Raw genomic sequence first — 17,905 nt, 5'->3', positions numbered from 1 at the left:
GACTTTTCTGGTTAGCCGCGCGGCTCGCGCCCGATGACGAGCGAGACGTTCTGACCGCCGAAGCCGAAGGAATTGGAAAGAACTGCCGACACATCGGCCGCGCGTGCGACGTTCGGGATCATGTCCAGCGGAATGGCCGGGTCGGGCTGGTCGTAGTTGATGGTGGGCGGCAGCGTGCCCTCGCGCATGGCAAGCACCGAGAACACCGCCTCGATCGCGCCGGCCGCCGTGAGCGTGTGTCCGATCATCGACTTGTTGGAGGAGATCGGCGTCCTCCCGATCGCGTCGCCGAACACGGCCGACAGGCCGGTATATTCCATCCGGTCGTTTTCGGGCGTCGAGGTACCGTGCGCGTTGATATAGCCGATATCGCCGGGCTGAAGGCCCGCATCGTCCAGCCCCGCGCGAATGGTCGCGATGATGGGCGATCCATCGGGCTTGGAGCGGGTGCGGTGGAAATCATCCGCCTTTTCGCCGACGCCGAGCAGGACGCCGAGTACCGTCGCTCCGCGCGCCTTCGCGGCGCTCAAGGATTCCAAGACAAGCGCGCCCGCACCCTCGGCCATGACGAAGCCGTCGCGGTCCTTCGAGAAAGGCTTGGAGGCCTTCTCGGGGCGATCGTTCTGCGTGGAAAGCGCCGAAAGAAGCGAGAAGCGGATCAAGGCCTCCGCGCCGACCGACCCGTCCGTGCCGATGGCGATGCAGCGATCCGCGTCGCCCCGACGGATGGCCTCGACGCCGAGCTGGATGGCGCTCGCACCCGACGCACAGGCGGTCGAGAGTGTGACCGGCAGGCCGCGCGTGCCCAGCTTGTCGGCCAGCCGCTCCGAAATGCCGCCAAACAGCGTCAGGTCGTAGATGCTGCGAGAGCGATGCGTGCGCGCCAGTTCGATTAGCCGAAGATAACCGGCGTCCTCGCGCGCCTCGCCCGTCAGCTTGTCGAGCGCCAGACGCTGCGACCATTCGAGTTCGATCGGGGGCGCGGCCAGAAACAGCGGCGCGTCGAAGGCGGAGGTGTCGAGTCCGGCCATGGCGATGGCTTCGGTGCCGGCGGCTTCCGCCAGCGCATAGGACAGGTCGATCCCGCTCCACGGCTCGACGCCCATGAAATCCACCGTGCCCGCGATCGTGGTGCGCAGATTGTCGGTCGCAAAGCGCGTGATCGTGTGGATGCCCGAGCGGCCGGAGACCAGCGCCGACCAATTGTCAGCAACGCCCCGACCGAGCGAGGATACGACGCCGATGCCGGTGACGGCGACCACCGGGCGGCCAAGAAAATCCAGATCGCTTGAAGCCATGATCGTCTTCCGTCTCAGGCGCGGCTCATGCGCGCCGATCGTTCGAGAAAAGGCGGCAGACCCGCCTCAGACCGCTTCCATCAGGCAGACGCCTTCGCCGCGCACATGGCCGACGCCGGTCACCAGCGCGCGCTTGGGCTCGAAATCGGCCGGGCGTTCCTCGCCCCCGCCAGCCTCGGCCGGAATCTTGCGGCTCGCCAGAAGCGCGGCGGCGAGCGCCACGCCGGCGGGAAAATGCGCTTCGAACCCATGGCCGATCGCCGTGCCATAGGCGCGATGCGCAGCCAGTGGATAGGTCTGTCGCAGAAGCTCGGCTTCGGATTGCGTTACACCGTCGAGGCCCGTCGCGCCGGACAGAACCAGAAGCTCCTCGTCGCGCGCGCCGGCCTCATCCAGAAGCCGCGACAGACGCTTGCGGAAGGGCCCATCCTCGCGCGAGCCGCGATCGCCCGCCACGAAGCGAAGTTTGGCATAGGCCGTCGCGTGGCGCTCGGCCGCGTGTTCTGCGTCTTCCAGCACCAGGAACGCGCCCATGCTGCCCGGCGCGAGGCCCGCCGTCTCTCCCGAGCGGCCGGACACCGGCAACCAGTGATCGCGCAGGAGGAAACCGCCGAGCTCGTAATTGGTGAGAAGATCCAGCCGTTCGGCAGAAAAGGCACCACCCACGAGGCAGACGCGGCTCTGCCCCGAGCGAATACGCGCGCTCGCGATCTGAACCGCCGACATGCCGGCGCTTTCCTCGCCCATGAAGGTGCGCGACGAGCCTGTCACCTTGTGGACGATGGAGATGTTGCCGGCCAGAAGATTGGACAGCTGCGCCAGGAAGAGCGTCGGGCGAAGCTCGCTCGACAGAAGCTCGTTCAGGAGCGGCTGCGGATCATCAAGCCCGCGCGCGCGCGACATGACCAGCGCATCCACATCCGGGTCGCGCTCGCCGCCGCCGGCCGACACGATCATGTCGATCCCGGCGCGGGTCGCCTCGTCAGCGGGAATGGCGGCGTCTTCGAGCGCCAGACCGGCGGCATAGACGCCGATCTTCTGCCAGGTCTCCATCTGCCGCTGGTCGCCCTTCTTGGGGATCTGGCGGCTCCAGTCGATCTGCGGCAGCGGATGGACGAAGGAGGGCGCGAAGCGCTCGGCCTCGATAGTCGGCTGAAGCGGACCCGGCGCGGACAGGCGGGACACATGAGCCTCGACGCCTTCTCCGAGGGAGGAAACCAGTCCCAGTCCGGTGATCAGTACGTCGCGGGCGGCTTGTGTCATGGGTCGTCTTTCAGCGCGAGCCGGGGCAGATCGCCGCCGGACCTGAAGCGCGGAAGGGCCGCGCCCGTCGTCTTGTCCTGTCTTCGGGGCGGATGCGCCGGTCAAGGGCGCCCCGCCTCGCATCGGAGTTTCAGGCGCCCTTGGCGGCGCGCAGCTCGTCGATCTTGGCGCAGAGGTTCTTCATGACGAAGTATTCCTCCGTGTTGGCCTCGCCCTCGTTGACGCGCTGCGTCCACTTTTCGAGCGGGATCTTGATGCCGAATTCCTTGTCGATCGCGAAAACGATGTCGAGGAAGTCGAGCGAGTCGATGCCCAGATCGTCGATCGTGTGGCTTTCCGGGGTGATGCTGTCCCGATCGATCTCGCTGGTTTCGGCGATGATGTCGGCAACCCGGTCAAACGTTGAAGTCAAAACGGTTTCCTTCGAGAGGGGCTGAGAGTCCGTTGTGAAGCACGGTCTCTAGCTGATCGAGTCGCGACCCTATAGGCAATCGGGAGGATTTTGCAAAGCGCGGGCACCCCGTTCGCGCCGCGCACGGACCGTTCATCGTTCCTGCGACGATCGCCCCAGTGTGGAATGCGACGCACGGGTAGCGCAAGCGTGTCTTGTTGCGCATATAGAAAAGACGCCAAAAGACAAAGCCGTGCTGCGATCCCGACAATAGGGAGAGACGGAATGCCCGTTTCTGCCGGATGGCCGCCGACGAACCCAAGAGCCGAACGCCGCCATGCCCGCATCCGCCCGTCCTTCGCATTACGCCTCCGGCCCGCTCTTCGCCGTTGCACCCATGATCGATTGGACGGATCGTCGGTGTCGCTTCTTTCATCGGCTGCTCGCGCCCGATGCGCTTCTTTATACAGAGATGATCGTGGCAGACGCGGTTCTGCATGGGGACCGAGAGCGCCTGCTCGGCTTCGACTCCGAAGAGCATCCGCTGGCGCTGCAACTTGGCGGCTCCGATCCGGCCAAGCTTGCCGAGGCCGCGCGCATCGCGGAAGGCTTCGGCTATGATGAAATCAATCTGAATGTCGGCTGCCCGTCCGACCGGGTTCAGTCAGGCGCGTTCGGTGCTTGCCTGATGCTTCAGCCGGCGCTCGTCGGCGAATGCCTGTCGGCCATGCGTCAGGCCGTTTCCATTCCCGTGACGGTGAAATGCCGGATCGGCGTCGACGATCAGGACCCCGAAGCCGCGCTCGACGCCCTGGCCGACGCGGCGGTCGAGGCGGGCGTGTCTGCGATTTGGGTCCACGCGCGCAAGGCCTGGCTCCAGGGTCTCAGCCCCAAGGAAAACCGCGACATTCCCCCGCTCGACTATAGCCGCGTCGTCAGATTGAAGGCGCGGCTGCCGGATATGTTCATCGGGCTGAATGGCGGGTTGACCAGCGTTCGCATGGCGGCCGAGCATCTGAAGTGTCTCGATGGCGTCATGATGGGGCGCGGGGCCTATGGCAATCCGTCCGACCTCGCCGAAGTGGGGCCGCTGGTTTACGACCGCCCACCGGCCGAGGTCGATTATCCAGCGCTGCTCCAGCGCATGGCCGATTATGCCGGCGCGCATATGGCGCGGGGCGGGCGCCTGTCGCAGGTGACGCGTCATATGGTGGGCCTGTTTCAGGGCCAGCCCGGTGCACGCCGCTGGCGGCAAATCCTGTCGGAGCGCGCCGTCCGCCCGGATGCGACGCCCGATCTTCTTCTGGAAGCCTTTTCGTATGTAAGCCTCACCGGTACGCCGACGGAGACGGCAGCGTGAGGCTTCCTTCCCGCAATCCGAACGTGAGGAGGGCCGAGCCCTGACACACAATCCGCAATCCGAAACCACTGGCAAACCGCCGAAGCGCTCGCCGGTCTGGCTGGCGATCTGGGCCGTGGTCGCAATCGGCTTCGTCGGCAATCTGTCGATCGTCGCCTATCTCTTCCTCGGCAGTCTCGCGAAATAGTCTTTCAATCCCGCATGATCAGCCGGTCACCCCGGAACTCGAACGAGCCGAGTGTGCCGAGGAAGCTCATGCCGAGAAGGCTCGTGCCGATGCCGGAGCCTTCCGTGACGACGGCGCGCACATTGCGCCGTTCGATGCCGCCGATGCGCACAGTGTCCAGCGTCACGTCGGCGGCCTGCGCCACGCCGTTGGCGGTGCGGATGCGGCTCGAATAGCTGAGGCGATCCGGGTCGATGCCGATGCTGCGGGCCACGTCGCGGTCGATCGCGATGACGCTGGCGCCGGTATCCACGAGGAACGAGACCGGCCGGCCGTTCACCATGGCATCGACATGGAAATGCCGGTCGTCGGCGCGCACAGCCATGACCTCCCCCGCCGTGCCTGATGTGACGGCGTAGCCCGGCCAGAGTTCGGCCATGATACGATCGCGCACCGCGCCGAACTCGTCCCGGTAGGCATAGGCCCCGATCAGCACCAGGAAGGCCAAGGCCCAGATCACGATGGCGCGCAGCGCCTCGCCGAGACGATAGCGGAACAGGACGAAAACGCTGCTGGCCAGAAGCACGGCCCAGACGCCGAGATAAAGCGCGGAGGCCGTCTGCTCGCCATCGAAGGCGAGGGCCTGTCCACCGAGCGCGAGGAGAAGAAGGACGCTCGGGATGGCGAGGCGAGGAGAGCTGGCGCGCATCTCAGGCGGCTCCCGCCTGGGGTTCCATGCTGTCCAGCCGGCTCGGCAGGCCGCCCATGATCTCCAAGCGGCTTTCTTCGCTGAGGCCGCCCCAGGAGGTGATCTCCTCGATCGTGCGCCCGCAGCCGACGCACCACCCGCTGACGGCGTCGAGCACGCAGATTTGGACGCAAGGGGAGGAGACAGAAGCGGGCGCAGCGGACATGGGAGCCAAAATGGGGGTGGGGTTTCAGGCGCGCAAGTGACGGTTTCGTCAGACGAAGTCCTGCATGGCGGGCATGACTTCGAGAACGCGCGAATGCGGGAAGATCGCGATGGCCTCCGTGCCACGCCCGAGTTCCGAATGGAGCTCGAAGCGGCCATTGTGGAGCGTCATCAAGGCCTGCACGATGGGAAGCCCGAGGCCGGTGCCCTGTTCGGCGGATTTGATGGCGCTCGATCCCTGGCCGAAGGAGGAGAGGACGGTCGGCAGCTCTTCGGCCGGGATGCCCGGCCCGTTGTCGCTCACCGAGACATATTGCCCGCCGCCCGCCGTCCAGCCGACGCGGCAGACGATCCGCCCCCCTTCGGGCGTGAACTTCACGGCGTTGGACAGGAGATTGAGCACGACCTGCCGCAGCGAGCGCGGATCGCCCCAGAGCTGGGGCAGGTTCGGCTCGAACTCCGAGACGATGGAAATGCGCTTCGTGTCCGCCTTGAGCTGGACATAGCCGATACCCTCGCGCGCCTTGTTGGCCAAAAGCAGCGGCTCCTCGTTCAACGTGTAGCGGCCGGCCTCCACGCGCGAGAGGTCGAGAATTTCGTTGATGAGGTCGAGGAGATGCTGGCCCGACTGGTGGATGTCGTTGACATAGTCCCGATAGGTCTCGTTGCCGACCGGGCCGAGAATTTCGTTGCTGATCACCTCGGAGAAGCCGAGAATTGCGTTGAGCGGCGTGCGCAGCTCATGGCTCATCGTGGCCAGAAACTGCGACTTGGCGAGATTGGCTTCCTCGGCGCGCTGGCGCGCCTCGTCGGACTGGATGCGGGCCGTCTCGATTTCGGACACGAGCTGGTCGCGCTCGGCCCGGTGCCGAAGCCGCTCCACCGAGCCCCGGCGCAGGCGATCCGCCACGAGCGTGAAAAAGGGGATGGCGCAGATCAGAAGGCCGTAGAGGGCCTGCTCGCTGGCGTCCTGGCTGGTGGTCGCGCGGAAGGCCAGCGCGCCGACCAGCGGCAGGAAGGTGGCGATCACGACGCCGCCGAGCGCCGCGCCGATCATCGCAACGGTCGCGATCGCGCCCAGACTTGTGGCAAACAGTAGGGCATTGGTGTCGATCGGGCCGCAGCTGCGGCAGAGTGGCCAGAGCCACAGAAGCGCCCACGGCAGGCCGGACAGGAAGTGGCCTGCGAGAAACAGACGCTTCCAGGACTGCGCCTGGAAGATCGGCCGCGTCGAGGCTTCGAAGCGCAGGACGACGCCCAGCAGAAAACCGCTGGCCACCAAATGGGAGACGATCCAGATCCAGGCGAAGCTCGCTTCACGAAGCCCGGCCGCAATGGCCAGAACGGCGACGAGGCCCGAGACGATCGGCACCCCGACCAGGAGCTGCCCGACATGCTGACGCAGAAGCGCCAGCTCAATGCGCGGCGGCAGGCCGGCGGGCGACAGAAGCCGGTCTCGCGCCGAACGCACGGTCTCCGTCACATCGCCGCGACGCGTCGCCGGCCCGCGATGCGGCAGCGTCTCGTTCAGGGAAGGGGGAGGCGCAAGAGACATGAACCGAGAGACACAGCGAGGTTTCGAGCGACCGGAGCGCGGGAGTCTCATGCTCTTGCGAAAAGCTTAAAAAATTGGATTAAGAAGTCGTCTTTCCCCCGATTGCCGCTCGAAATGCGGCACGAGCGGCGTCCTCGAAAGCCCGGACGAGACGGGTCGAACAGCAGGCAGGCCTTTGAAAAACATGGACAACGGCAGAACGAGGCCAAGCGTCGATGCGCTCCGGCGTGACATTCGCGCATGTCGGATCTGTCGGGACCAGCCCATCGGACCACCGCTGGAGCGCGAGCCCAACCCGGTCTTCGTTCTATCCGACACCGCGCGAATCTGCATCGCGGGGCAGGCGCCGGGCAATCTCGCCGACCGCTCCGGCCGGCCCTTCACCGACCCGTCCGGCGTCAGGCTGCGCGCGTGGATGGGAGTGGGCGAAGACGTGTTCTACGATGCCAGCCGGGTCGCCATCGTGCCGATGGGCTTCTGCTTTCCCGGCACGGACCCAAAGGGCGGAGACCGGCCGCCGAGGGCGGAGTGTCGGCAGTGGCATCCATCTGTCTTCGCCGCCATGCCGCAACTGGACCTGATTCTGGCAGTGGGCCGCGCCGCGCAAAGCTGGCACCTGCCGCGTGCCGGGGTAAGCATCTCGGGTCAAAGCATGACGCAGACCGTCCATGCGTGGCTGGATCGGAAGGATGAGGCCGGCAATGGCCCGGTGATTCTGCCGCTGCCTCATCCGTCCTGGCGCAATAGCGGATGGATTTTGCGCAATCCCTGGTTCGAGGAAATGTTTTTGCCCGAACTGCGCCACCGGATCGCTGCGCTGGTCTGACGAGGCCGTGCGTCCTGTTGTACAAAACGTCTCTGTGCGAGAGTGAGGCCGAACCATGGATCGTTTGGACAAGAAAATCCTGAGACTGCTTCAGGAGGATGCGACGCTGGCGGTGGCGGATGTCGCCAAGCGGGTCGGCCTGTCCACGACGCCCTGCTGGCGGCGCATTCAGAAGCTGGAGGAAGAGGGCGTCATCAAGCGCCGCGTCGCCATTCTCGACCCCGAGAAGGTCAACACGCGCGTCACCGTCTTCGTCTCGATCCGCACCCATTCGCATTCGGCCGAGTGGCTGAAGCGCTTCTCGGAAGTGGTGAACGAGTTTCCGGAAGTCGTTGATTTCTATCGCATGAGCGGCGACGTGGATTATCTCCTGCGCGTCGTCGTGCCCGATATCGCCGCCTATGACGGCTTCTACAAGCGCCTGATCTCGAAGATCGACATTCGCGACGTGTCGTCGGCCTTCGCCATGGAGCGGATCAAGACCACGACCGAGCTGCCGCTCGATTACATGATCCTTGAAAAGGAACAGCGGGAGAGTTGATCTCCCGCCGCACGGCCCAAGCTCTCAGCGCGCCAAGCTCTCAGCGCGTCAGCCGGGCCAGAAGCGAGGACGTGTCCCAGCGCCGGCCGCCGAGCTTCTCTACCTCGCCATAGAACTGATCGACCAGCGCCGTGACGGGGAGGGATGCGCCGTTGCGGCGCGCTTCCGTGAGGCAGATGCCGAGATCCTTGCGCATCCATTCCACCGCGAAGCCGAAATCGTAGCGCCCCTCGATCATGGTCTTGTGCCGGTTCTCCATCTGCCACGAGCCCGCCGCGCCCTTGGAGAGGACGTCGATCACCTTCCCAATGTCGAGCCCGGCCTTCTGCCCGAAATGGATGGCCTCCGACAGGCCCTGCACCAGACCGGCGATGCAGATCTGGTTCATCATCTTGGCAAGCTGCCCTGCGCCCGCCGGGCCCATGAGCCCGACCATGCGAGCATAGGAATCGATCACCGGGCGCGCGGCCTCGAACGTGTCACTCTCACCGCCGACCATCACGGTCAGAACGCCGTTCTCAGCGCCGGCCTGTCCGCCGGACACGGGCGCGTCGAGAAAGCGCTGGCCCCCCTCGCGCGCGGCTTTGTCGAGCTCACGCGCCAGCTCCGCCGAGGCGGTCGTGTGATCCACCAGCACCGCGCCCGGCTTCATGCCGGCGAGTGCTCCGGTCTCGCCCAGCGTGACGGAGCGCACGTCGTCGTCATTGCCGACGCAGACGAAGACGAAATCGGCGCCCTCGGCCGCCTCGCGCGGCGTCTCGCGGAACGCGCCGCCATGCTCGCCGGCCCAGCGCTCGGCCTTTTCCCGCGTGCGGTTGAAGACCGTGACCTCATGCCCGCCCTTGGCCTTGAGGTGGCCTGCCATGGGATAGCCCATCACGCCCAGTCCGATGAAAGCGGTCTTCGCCATGCTCTGTCCTTTTGGCTGTATGGGATGCTGCCGTGATCGGCCGTAAGATGCGCTATCGTACGAGATGCCGCGTCAGGCGCTTCTCGGCGAGCGCGGTGAGATTGCGCACGATCTCGACGATGACGAGATAGAACAACGCTGCCCAGACATAAGTCTGGAAGTCGAAGCTGCGCGAGAAAGCGCGGCGCGTTTCCCCGAAGAGATCGAACACGGTGATGATGGCGACGATGGCCGAAGCCTTCACCAGCAGGATCAACTCGTTCGCATAGGGTCGCAGCGCCACCATGAGCGCCTGCGGCACGATGATCTTGCGGAAGGTCACGTGGCGCGGCAGGGCGAGGGAGCGCGCGCCTTCCCATTGGCCCTTGGGAATGCTGAGCAGCGCACCGCGCAGGATTTCGGTCTGATAGGCCGCCGTGTTGAGCGCCAGCGCGAAGACCGCGCAGTACCAGGCCTCTCGGAAGAACCACCAGAGGCCGACCGTCTCGAAGGCCGGGCGGAAGCTGCCGAAGCCGTAATAGATCAGGAAGAGCTGCGCGATGAGAGGCGTGCCGCGGAAGAAGCCGACATAGGCCGAGCTGATGCCGCGCGCCAATCGGTTCTGCGACAGACGGCCGGCGGCCAGCGGCACGGACAGCGCCATGCCGCAGAGATAGGACAGCGACACGAGGATCAGCGTCGTGCGCAAGCCCTGAAGATAAAGCGGGCCGTAGCGCGCCACGAGATCCGGGTTCCAGACGGCCACAAGGTACCAGACGAGGCCGATGCCGCCCACGATCCAGACAAGAAGCGTGGCAAGGCCGAGCCAGCTCGAACGCTTCGCGAAATCGGCGATCCGTGACGTCATCGCGCGGCCTCCCCACGCCGGGTCCAGCGCTCCAGCCGCCCGAGGGCGAGCGAGGAAACGAAGGTGAGGATGAGATAGAGAACGCAGGCAAGCGCGAAGAAGAAGAACGGCTCGCGCGTCACACGTGCTGCAACGCCTGTCTGACGCAGAATATCAGAGAGACCCACGACCGAAACGAGCGCCGTGTCCTTCAGAAGATTCAGCCAGACATTGGACAGGCCGGGCAGGCTGATGCGCAAAAGCTGGGGAAAGATCACCAGCCGGAAGATGCGCCGCTCGCGCAGCCCGAGCGCTCGCCCGCCTTCCCATTGGCCGTTCGGAATCGCCTGGAAGGCCGATAGGAACACTTCGCTCGAATAGGCGGCAAAGACGAAGCCGAGCGCGATCATGCCGGCCAGAAAGCTGGAGATTTCGATATTGCCCCAGCCGAGCGTCGTGCTCACCGAATTCAGGAGATTCTGGCCGCCGTAATACACGAGGAAGAGCGTCAGAAGCTCGGGCAGGCCCCGAAACAGGGTGGTGTAGACATTGGCGGAAAGGGCCAGCGCCGGGTCGCCGCCGCGTTTGGCGAGCGCCAGACCGAGGCCGAGCAGGAGGCCCAGAGGCAGGGTCGCCAGAGCCAGCGAGAAGGTGATGAACAGGCCGGAGAGGAGTTCGTCGCCCCAGCCATCGGCACCATAGGAGAGGAGAGACAGATAATCGGTCGTCACGAGGGGCACCGGTCAGGGCGAGACGCGCCTTTGCGGACTGATGTCATCGTTCCCCTGGCCTTCAAAATGGAAAGCTGCTGGTAACACCTCTCGCAGCCCCGCGAAAGCGTATCCCACCCGAGGTTCAAGCTCGGCCTGGAAACTCTCTCGAACCGGCGACGGGTCGGGTATTGGCGTTTGTGGAAGGGGAAAGCCGGGCGATCCGGCTTTCCCGAGATCAGGCTGCGATCACTTCCCGTAGACGTCGAACTTGAAATACTTGTCCTGGATCTTCTTGTAGGTGCCGTCGGCGCGGATCGCGGCGATCGCGTCGTCGAACATCTTCTTCAGCTTGGTGTCGCCCTTGCGAAGCGCAATGCCCGCGCCCTTGCCGTAAATGCTTTCGTCCGCCGGGAGCGAGCCGAGAATCTTGCAGCAGGCGCCTTCAGGGCTGTCGATCCACTGCGACAGAACGACGATATCGTCGCTGACGGCATCAAGGCGGCCATTCTCGATGTCGAGCTTGTATTCTTCGGCCGTCGGGTAAATGCGCACGTCCGCATCCGGCAGGAACTTTTCCACGGCTTGCGAATGCGTTGTCGACCCTTGAGCGCCGACCGTCTTGCCCTTGAACGAAGCAGCTGACGTGTCGGGAATGGTCGAATCCTTGGGGACGGCCACCGCGCCTGGCGTGTTGTAATACTTGTTGGTGAAGAGAACCTGCTTCTCACGCTCGGGCGTGATCGACATGGACGCGATCACCGCGTCGAACCGGTCGTTCTGAAGGGCGGGGATCATGCCGTCCCAATCCTGCGTCACGAAGGTGCATTTCACCTTCATATGGTCGCAAAGAGCATTGGCGATGTCGATGTCGAAGCCGCTGAGCTTGCCCGAAGCGTCCAGGACGTTGAAGGGGGGGTAGGCGCCTTCCGATCCGATGCGGACCTCGGTCCAGGTCTTGTTGGCGTCGCTCTCCTGCGCCGCCGCCAGGGACGTGGTGAGGGCCAGGGCGGACAGAGCGAACAGAGCCGTTTTGATGGATCGCATGGTCAACCTTCTTGCAAGTCTGCGGCAGCCCGACAAAAGAGCATGCCTATTATCCAAGCAATAAGGCTTAGCTTCCGGCCTTGGCAAGTCTTCGGTACCATCACCCTCATCTTTCGATCGCGCTCAGATGGCGGCGTGCGGCCTCCAAGTCTTCTGATGTGTTGACGTTGAAGAAGGGATCGCCGCCTGGGGCTGAGAGTGTCGGCGCAAACTCGATCACCTCGTGCGGATGGTGCGCAATCCAGTGGCGAATCGAAATATTGGACGTATCGCTGTCGAGCCAGGCTGGCAGGTCTTCCAAGGCCGTATCCGGCCAGAGCGCGACAGTCGGTTGCCAATGCGGGCCGAACGCGGCGACGCGCACGGTGCCCGGCCGCGCATGGCTGAGGAGACGCCGCGCGAGATCGCGGGGAAGAAAAGGCGTGTCGCCCGGCACGGTCAGAAGCGCGAAGGGCGCGTCGTCCTCGCGTCGGATCGCGCGATAAAGCGCCGCGAGGCCGGCAAGCGGGCCGAGGCGCTCGGGCCGTCCGTCCTCCACCGTCTCGAAGCCGAACGGCGCGAACAATTCGTGCCGATCCGTCGAGACGAGAATCCTCTCGACGTGACCGCGCAGTGGCATCAGCGCGCGCTCGGCCATGGTGCAGCCCGCCAGATCGAGAAGCGGTTTGGCGACGCCGCCGAGGCGCGAGGCCGCGCCGCCCGCCAGAAGCGCGCCATAGACCTTCATGGACCCGTGCTTCCCGCGCGCGCCGCGCGCCGGGCCACCCCTTCGCGGTGGATCGTGTAGGCACCGCTACCCACCACGATGAGCGAGCCCAGGATCTCGAAGCCGTCCGGCCGCTCCTCGAAGACCAAGGCTCCAAGAGCCATGGCGAAGATCAGGATCGAATAGCGGAAGGGTGCGACGAAGCTCATGTCTCCGACGCGCATCGACGCGACGATCATGATGTAACCGGCCCCAATGGCAAACGCCCCACACAGAAGAATCAGCCAACTCCCTCCGGAGACGGGCGACCAGCCGACCGCCGGCAGCATCAGAAAGCCGGTGATGGCGACGGCAATCGATGTGACCGTCGCCACCTGCAGAGAGGAAATCGAGGTCGGCATCCGGCGCGTCACGAGATCGCGCATCGCGGCGAAGACGACGGAGATCAGAACCCAGACGGCGTAGGTGTTGAACCCGTCCGTCGCCGGCCGCAAGATCACCAGAACGCCCACGAAACCGACCACGATGGCGACCCAGCGTCGCCAGCCGACGCTTTCTCCCAGGAACAGCGCCGCCCCGATCGTGATCGTGAAGGGCAGGGCTTGGAAGATCGCCGAGGCATTGCCCAGCGAGAGATGTTTGAGCGCCGAGATGTAGGAAATGGTCGTCAGGATGTCGGCCAGGGTGCGCAACAGAACGGCGCGATGACGAAGGCGCGACAGCGGACGGAGAACGCCTTGTTGCAAGCCGAGCGCGATCAGGAGGCAGGATACGATGACCCCGCGAAGGGCCATGATCTGAGGTGCCTCCATGGAGGCGGAGAGCGTTTTCACCATCATGTCGTTGAGGGCGAAACAGGCCATGGCGCCTGTCATCAGGAGGCTCGCGCGCGCATTCTCGCTGGCGAGAGAGGAGCCTGACGCGTTCATAGGCATTCGCCTTCACCATATCGATGCCTGCTTCTAAAGGCTTAATGTGAGCGCGGACAAGCGCCATCGGCTTTCGCAATGCGTGGCCGGATCGGCGCTTTGGTGAGGGCGTTGACGCTACGACAGGGTTATCCACAATTTGAAATGTCTGGCGAAGAATCCGGCAAGACAATCGCTCTAGATTGGAAGCGAGCAGTTGCTTCAGCCTATGTGAGGGCTGGCCCCGATCTCGGGACTGCGGAACGCGGGACGACGCCAGATCATGATGGATCGATTGGCATTTTCAGATGAAGCGGTGCGAAGCCAGCAATTGTCGCAATGGCGCACCACCTGGAGCAAAGCCGGCGCAACCGCGACGCTCGCCAATCCAGCCGAGGTGCAGATCCCAGGACCGGCTTCTGCGATCGCGGGCGGGCTTGCCGCCGCCGCGACACTTCCCCCCGCCTTCGTGGCTTTGCCGATCTCCGTCAGCGGCGGGGCTTATGCGATTTCAGCGACATCGGCATCCAACGCCTACAAGGAAGACGGCAGCCGATAGCGCGCTCTCGTTTCTTATAGCGGCGATACGCCGAAAGCTTCAGGGGATCGACCACGAGTGTGTCGATCCCCTGAAGCATGAGTGTCAGAGCTTCGTCTCGGCTCAGTATCCTCGATAATATCCGTTGTTGGCCCGGCGACCGGATTCGCGGCCGATCAGCGCGCCCGCGGTGCCGCCGGCCAACCCGCCGATCACCGCGCCGCCCGAACCGCCGATCGCATCGCCAACCACCGCGCCGCCCGCGCCGCCGATCAAGGCACCGCCCACGGTGCGCTCCGTGGTGGTGCAGCCGGCCGTCACCATCACCACGGCACCAAGGGCCAAGCTGGTCTTCACAAAGGTTTTCATCGGAGCCTTCCAAACGCTGGTGCTGAACTGACCGGGGTAACGCGAACCGTTAACAGGTCGTTCCAAGTTCAGCCGCCCGAGCGTCGCGGCAAATACCGTGGCTCCCTAGAAATCCACCAGTATAGCGCGTTCCCGCGTCGGGCTTTCGCAATTCGGCGAAGCGATTTGCGGAGATCAGCCGCCCGTCACGCTCATATGGCGGGACACGGAGGGGCGTTTGGTGGCGCGATCGATGACGAAATCGTGACCCTTGGGCTTGCGGGAAATGGCTTCGTCGATCGCCCGATGCAGCGCTTCGTCGCCCTCCGAACCGCGCATCGCGCCGCGCAGATCGGCGGCGTCCTCCTGCCCGAGACACATGTAGAGCGTGCCCGTGCAGGTCACCCGAACCCGGTTGCAGCTTTCGCAAAAATTGTGGGTCATCGGCGTGATGAAGCCCAGACGCCCGCCCGTTTCCGCCACGTCCACATAGCGCGCGGGGCCGCCCGTCTTGTAGGGAATGTCGCGCAGCGTGAAGCGCTCTTCAAGGCTGCGGCGAACCTGGTTCAGCGGCAGGTAGCGGTCGGTTCGATCCTCGTCGATTTCGCCGAGCGGCATGGTCTCGATCACCGTCATGTCCATGCCGCGCTCGTGGGCCCAGCGCATCATGAAGGGCAGTTCGCCTTCGTTGAAATTCTTGAGCGCGACGGCGTTGAGCTTGAGCTGGATGCCCGCCGCCAAAGCCGCGTCGATGCCGGCCAGAACCCCGGCGAGATCGCCGCGCCGCGTGATGTGGCGAAACTTGTCCGGGTCGAGCGTATCCAGCGACACGTTGAGGCGTTTCACGCCGCAGGCTGCGAGATCCCTGGCAAAACGCTGGAGCTGCGAGCCATTGGTGGTCAGCGTCAGCTCGTCCAGATGCCCACTCTCCAGATGACGAGATAGGGAACGGATGAGGTAGAGAATGTTCTTGCGCATCAGCGGCTCGCCGCCCGTCAGCCGGAGCCGGCGCACGCCCCGCTCGATGAAGGCCGACGACAGGCGGTCCAACTCCTCCAGCGTCAGGAGATCGCGCTTGGGCAGGAACTCCATATCCTCCGCCATGCAATAGGTGCAGCGGAAGTCGCAGCGATCGGTCACGGAAACACGGAGATAGGTGATCGCCCGCTGGAACGGGTCGATCAGCGCGGGCTTCTCCGGGCGCGGGGCGAGAGGCGTGATCAGGGTCATGCTCGGCGGCGTCGAACCGCCATCCTTTCCTTGCGTCGTGTGACGAATGTGGAAAGGCTTGCCAACGCGGTCAAGCGGGAGCATCACACTCGCTGAGGAGAATGACCATGTGCGCCGCGCCTGTCCCCGAAGAAATTCGCGTTTTGCCTGATCGCAAGACCCTGGTTTTGCGCTTCGGAAGTGCGCCGCCGGCCGAAATCACGGCCGAGATGCTGCGCGTTCTATCGCCTTCGGCCGAGGTGCAGGGCCATTCGCCGGACCAGCGCGTCACCGTCGGCGGCAAGCGCGAGGTGCGGATCGCCAATATCTTTCCGGTCGGCCATTACGCCATCCGAATCGCCTTCGACGATCGGCATGATACCGGCATTTACACCTGGACCTATCTGCTCCAGCTCGCGCGCGACGGCGGGCGTCTGTGGAACGCCTATCTGGACGAACTCGCGGCCAAAGGCCTCAGCCGCGATTCCTGACGAATCGGGTCAGCGCTCGACACCTGCCGGACTGAACGCCGGCAGTTGATCGAAGGCTGATTTCAGCGCATCCCCCCAGCCTTCCGAAATCTGCCGGTAATAGGGGTCGCGATCGTCGAAGCGCTGGCGATAGCCGGTTTCGAGCTTGTCGGTCTCATAGACTTGAAGATCGATCGGCAGGCCCACCGAAAGGTTCGACTTGATGGTCGAATCGAAGGACACGAGCAGAAGCTTCACCGCATCTTCCAGCGACATGGTGGGCTCGTAGGTCCGCACCAGAATCGGGCGACCATATTTGTGCTCGCCGATCTGGAAGAACGGGTTGTCGGGGCCTGCCTCGATGAAATTTCCTTCGGGATAGATCATGAAGAGGCGAGGGCGGCCGCCCTTGATCTGCCCGCCCAGAATGAAGGAGCCGAGGAAGCGGCTCGATCCGTCGCTGCCTTCGTTCGTATAGGAGATGACTTCACGCAGTGTCTCGCCAACAAGCTTGGCCGTCTGGAACATGGTCGGCTGCGTCAGGAGTTTGGGCTTGCGATCATGCGAGGCCAAGCCGCGCTCTTCCAGAAGCGAGATGGTGGACTGCGTCGTCGCGAGATTGCCCGCCGACATGAGGCAGAGAAAGCGATCACCCGGCATGTTCCAGGTGCGCAGCTTCGTGACGACGGAAATATTGTCGATCCCGGCATTGGTGCGGGTGTCCGACATGAAGACCATGCCACGATTGAGAAGGAGACCGACGCAATAGGTCACTTCGAACGCTCCTGACGCTTTCCGCTCCCAAGGGAGCCGTTCGGCGGCAGCTTATGCCGAAGGAGGTTAACGCCCGCAACCACACGCGGCGCGGCATCGCAACAGAAGCGTCCCGCTATCGAGGGCACATGTGCCGTGACGATCAGGAATAGAAGCTGAAGTCGCGCGCGATCTCGTTGGACAGGCGGTTGTTGTCCACGATCAGCGTTTCCAGGAACTCGTGCAGCCCGGTCTCCAGGATTTCGGTGACGCTGTGCTGCTCCAGCCGGGTGGAGATGGCGCGAGCCGTCGCATGGCATTCGCGCTCCTGCCCGTAGGCACGGGCGAGATAGTCGAGGCTGTCGTTGATGCAGCGATAGGAATAGGCGAGCGAACGCGGCATCCGTCGATTGAGAAGCAGGAAGTCGATGATGTCGACCGCCCGCAAGTCCGCGTCATATTCCCAGGCATAGGAGCGCAGCGCCGAGACCGAGCGCAGGATCGAGCCCCATTGGTAATTGTCGAGCGACGAGCCGACCGACGAATGGGTCGGCATGAGCACCCAATATTTCACGTCGAGAATGCGGGCGGTGTTGTCGGCGCGCTCCACGAAGGTGCCGAGATTGCAGAAGTCGAAGATCGGATTGCGCAGCATCGTCCCGTGGAACGAGCCGCGAATCAGTGCCGTGCGGGCCTTCACAAGGTCGAGAACGGCCGGAAGATCGTCCACGGGCTGAGAGAGATGCTGGCGCAGGATCAGCCAGCTTTCGTTGATCGCTTCCCACGTCTCGCGCGTCAGCGCCGTGCGCACCATGCGCCCGTTGGTGCGCGCGATGCCCATGGAGGAGATGACGCTCGACGGATTGTCGAAGTCGCGCAGCATGTAATCGACGATCTGGTTCGGCTCGAAGCTCCGGTATTTCGCCAGATACCCTGTCTCGACGCCTGCCGACACGAGCACGGACTGCCATTCGTCGGGTTCGGCCGAAAGGTTGGTCAGCGACAGGCGCAGGCCGGCATCGAGCAGACGGGCCATGTTCTCGGCACGCTCGATATAGCGCTGCATCCAGAAGAGTCCGTTGGCGGTGCGTCCGAGAAGAGCCATGTGTCGCGATTCTGATCCTGTTGGGGCGGCGCGAGCCGAAGACGGTTACGTGCGTACGATGA

At 64.3% G+C, this 17,905-nt stretch carries 21 protein-coding genes; 5 read left to right on the top strand and 16 right to left on the bottom strand.

Translation table 11 applies throughout. The features are described 5' to 3' along the window. Positions 1-11 precede the first annotated feature (11 nt). The 3 genes from AUL36_RS00490 to AUL36_RS00480 all read right to left on the bottom strand — a co-directional run bounded on the left by AUL36_RS00490 (position 12) and on the right by AUL36_RS00480 (position 2,973). Positions 12-1,298, bottom strand: a complete 1,287-nt coding sequence (locus tag AUL36_RS00490) for a beta-ketoacyl-ACP synthase (protein ID WP_062216821.1) — start codon at positions 1,296-1,298, stop codon at positions 12-14. 66 nt (positions 1,299-1,364) lie between these two features. Then, a complete protein-coding gene (locus tag AUL36_RS00485) occupies positions 1,365-2,561 on the bottom strand; it encodes a beta-ketoacyl-ACP synthase (protein WP_062216819.1) in 1,197 nt (398 codons plus the stop codon). 130 nt (positions 2,562-2,691) lie between these two features. After that, positions 2,692-2,973: an acyl carrier protein gene (locus AUL36_RS00480; protein WP_019996367.1), complete on the bottom strand. Its 282-nt coding sequence runs from the start codon at positions 2,971-2,973 to the stop codon at positions 2,692-2,694. 316 nt (positions 2,974-3,289) lie between these two features. Here AUL36_RS00480 and dusA point away from each other — a divergent pair, with 316 nt between their 5' ends. After that, a complete protein-coding gene (gene dusA, locus AUL36_RS00475) occupies positions 3,290-4,312 on the top strand; it encodes a tRNA dihydrouridine(20/20a) synthase DusA (RefSeq protein WP_062216816.1) in 1,023 nt (340 codons plus the stop codon). A gap of 191 nt (positions 4,313-4,503) precedes the next feature. On the opposite strand, the gene AUL36_RS00470 is transcribed toward dusA, so the two are convergent. Genes AUL36_RS00470 through AUL36_RS00460 form a run of 3 tightly spaced genes read right to left on the bottom strand, consistent with a single transcriptional unit; the run spans position 4,504 to position 6,946 of the window. Continuing rightward, complete coding sequence (locus AUL36_RS00470) at positions 4,504-5,187, bottom strand: retropepsin-like aspartic protease family protein (RefSeq protein WP_062216813.1); 684 nt, start codon at positions 5,185-5,187, stop codon at positions 4,504-4,506. Position 5,188: 1 nt separating this feature from the next. Further along, positions 5,189-5,392, bottom strand: a complete 204-nt coding sequence (locus AUL36_RS00465) for a DUF1289 domain-containing protein (protein WP_062216810.1) — start codon at positions 5,390-5,392, stop codon at positions 5,189-5,191. A 48-nt stretch (positions 5,393-5,440) separates the two neighbouring features. After that, entirely contained in the window at positions 5,441-6,946 is a 1,506-nt protein-coding gene (locus tag AUL36_RS00460; protein ID WP_062216807.1) for a sensor histidine kinase, read from the bottom strand. A gap of 184 nt (positions 6,947-7,130) precedes the next feature. Here AUL36_RS00460 and AUL36_RS00455 point away from each other — a divergent pair, with 184 nt between their 5' ends. Together AUL36_RS00455 and AUL36_RS00450 are read left to right on the top strand one after the other, a co-directional pair. Next, the gene (locus AUL36_RS00455; RefSeq protein WP_062216804.1) at positions 7,131-7,772 is read left to right on the top strand and encodes a uracil-DNA glycosylase family protein; all 642 of its coding nucleotides are present in this window, start codon (positions 7,131-7,133) and stop codon (positions 7,770-7,772) included. Positions 7,773-7,827: 55 nt separating this feature from the next. Next, positions 7,828-8,313, top strand: a complete 486-nt coding sequence (locus AUL36_RS00450; RefSeq protein ID WP_058598993.1) for an Lrp/AsnC family transcriptional regulator — start codon at positions 7,828-7,830, stop codon at positions 8,311-8,313. Positions 8,314-8,353: 40 nt separating this feature from the next. Here AUL36_RS00450 and AUL36_RS00445 read toward each other — a convergent pair whose 3' ends face one another. The 6 genes from AUL36_RS00445 to AUL36_RS00420 form a co-directional block, all read right to left on the bottom strand. Beyond that, positions 8,354-9,223 carry an NAD(P)-dependent oxidoreductase gene (locus AUL36_RS00445; RefSeq protein WP_062216801.1) on the bottom strand — a complete coding sequence of 290 codons (870 nt, stop codon included), beginning with the start codon at positions 9,221-9,223 and terminating at the stop codon, positions 8,354-8,356. 52 nt (positions 9,224-9,275) lie between these two features. After that, complete coding sequence (locus AUL36_RS00440; protein WP_062216798.1) at positions 9,276-10,070, bottom strand: ABC transporter permease; 795 nt, start codon at positions 10,068-10,070, stop codon at positions 9,276-9,278. Beyond that, positions 10,067-10,789, bottom strand: coding sequence for an ABC transporter permease (locus AUL36_RS00435; RefSeq protein WP_062216795.1), 723 nt, complete (start codon positions 10,787-10,789; stop codon positions 10,067-10,069). The genes AUL36_RS00440 and AUL36_RS00435 overlap by 4 nt, the downstream gene beginning before the upstream one ends. A 219-nt stretch (positions 10,790-11,008) precedes the next feature. Further along, the gene (locus tag AUL36_RS00430) at positions 11,009-11,806 is read right to left on the bottom strand and encodes an ABC transporter substrate-binding protein (RefSeq protein WP_062216792.1); all 798 of its coding nucleotides are present in this window, start codon (positions 11,804-11,806) and stop codon (positions 11,009-11,011) included. 106 nt (positions 11,807-11,912) lie between these two features. Continuing rightward, positions 11,913-12,533 (bottom strand): molybdenum cofactor guanylyltransferase, encoded by a 621-nt coding sequence (gene mobA / locus AUL36_RS00425; RefSeq protein WP_062216789.1) that lies wholly within the window; start codon positions 12,531-12,533, stop codon positions 11,913-11,915. Further along, the gene (locus tag AUL36_RS00420; protein WP_062216786.1) at positions 12,530-13,441 is read right to left on the bottom strand and encodes a DMT family transporter; all 912 of its coding nucleotides are present in this window, start codon (positions 13,439-13,441) and stop codon (positions 12,530-12,532) included. Before AUL36_RS00420 ends, mobA begins: the two co-directional genes overlap by 4 nt. A 274-nt stretch (positions 13,442-13,715) precedes the next feature. Between AUL36_RS00420 and AUL36_RS00415 the strand changes: the two genes are divergently transcribed. Next, the gene (locus tag AUL36_RS00415; protein WP_156418211.1) at positions 13,716-13,979 is read left to right on the top strand and encodes a hypothetical protein; all 264 of its coding nucleotides are present in this window, start codon (positions 13,716-13,718) and stop codon (positions 13,977-13,979) included. Positions 13,980-14,081: 102 nt separating this feature from the next. Here AUL36_RS00415 and AUL36_RS00410 read toward each other — a convergent pair whose 3' ends face one another. Further along, positions 14,082-14,327: a YMGG-like glycine zipper-containing protein gene (locus AUL36_RS00410; RefSeq protein WP_058598985.1), complete on the bottom strand. Its 246-nt coding sequence runs from the start codon at positions 14,325-14,327 to the stop codon at positions 14,082-14,084. Positions 14,328-14,501: 174 nt separating this feature from the next. Further along, the gene (gene moaA, locus AUL36_RS00405; protein ID WP_058598984.1) at positions 14,502-15,536 is read right to left on the bottom strand and encodes a GTP 3',8-cyclase MoaA; all 1,035 of its coding nucleotides are present in this window, start codon (positions 15,534-15,536) and stop codon (positions 14,502-14,504) included. A 107-nt stretch (positions 15,537-15,643) separates the two neighbouring features. Between moaA and AUL36_RS00400 the strand changes: the two genes are divergently transcribed. Further along, the gene (locus AUL36_RS00400; protein ID WP_058598983.1) at positions 15,644-16,006 is read left to right on the top strand and encodes a gamma-butyrobetaine hydroxylase-like domain-containing protein; all 363 of its coding nucleotides are present in this window, start codon (positions 15,644-15,646) and stop codon (positions 16,004-16,006) included. A gap of 9 nt (positions 16,007-16,015) precedes the next feature. On the opposite strand, the gene AUL36_RS00395 is transcribed toward AUL36_RS00400, so the two are convergent. Then, positions 16,016-16,759, bottom strand: a complete 744-nt coding sequence (locus tag AUL36_RS00395; RefSeq protein WP_058598982.1) for a peptidase — start codon at positions 16,757-16,759, stop codon at positions 16,016-16,018. A gap of 142 nt (positions 16,760-16,901) precedes the next feature. Next, a complete protein-coding gene (locus AUL36_RS00390) occupies positions 16,902-17,843 on the bottom strand; it encodes an alpha-E domain-containing protein (protein ID WP_058598981.1) in 942 nt (313 codons plus the stop codon). Between the last annotated feature and the right edge of the window lie 62 nt (positions 17,844-17,905).

It is taken from the genome of Aureimonas sp. D3, assembly GCF_001463805.1.
GTDB lineage: Bacteria > Pseudomonadota > Alphaproteobacteria > Rhizobiales > Rhizobiaceae > Aureimonas > Aureimonas ureilytica_A.
This window is presented reverse-complemented; position numbering and strand designations above follow the sequence as displayed.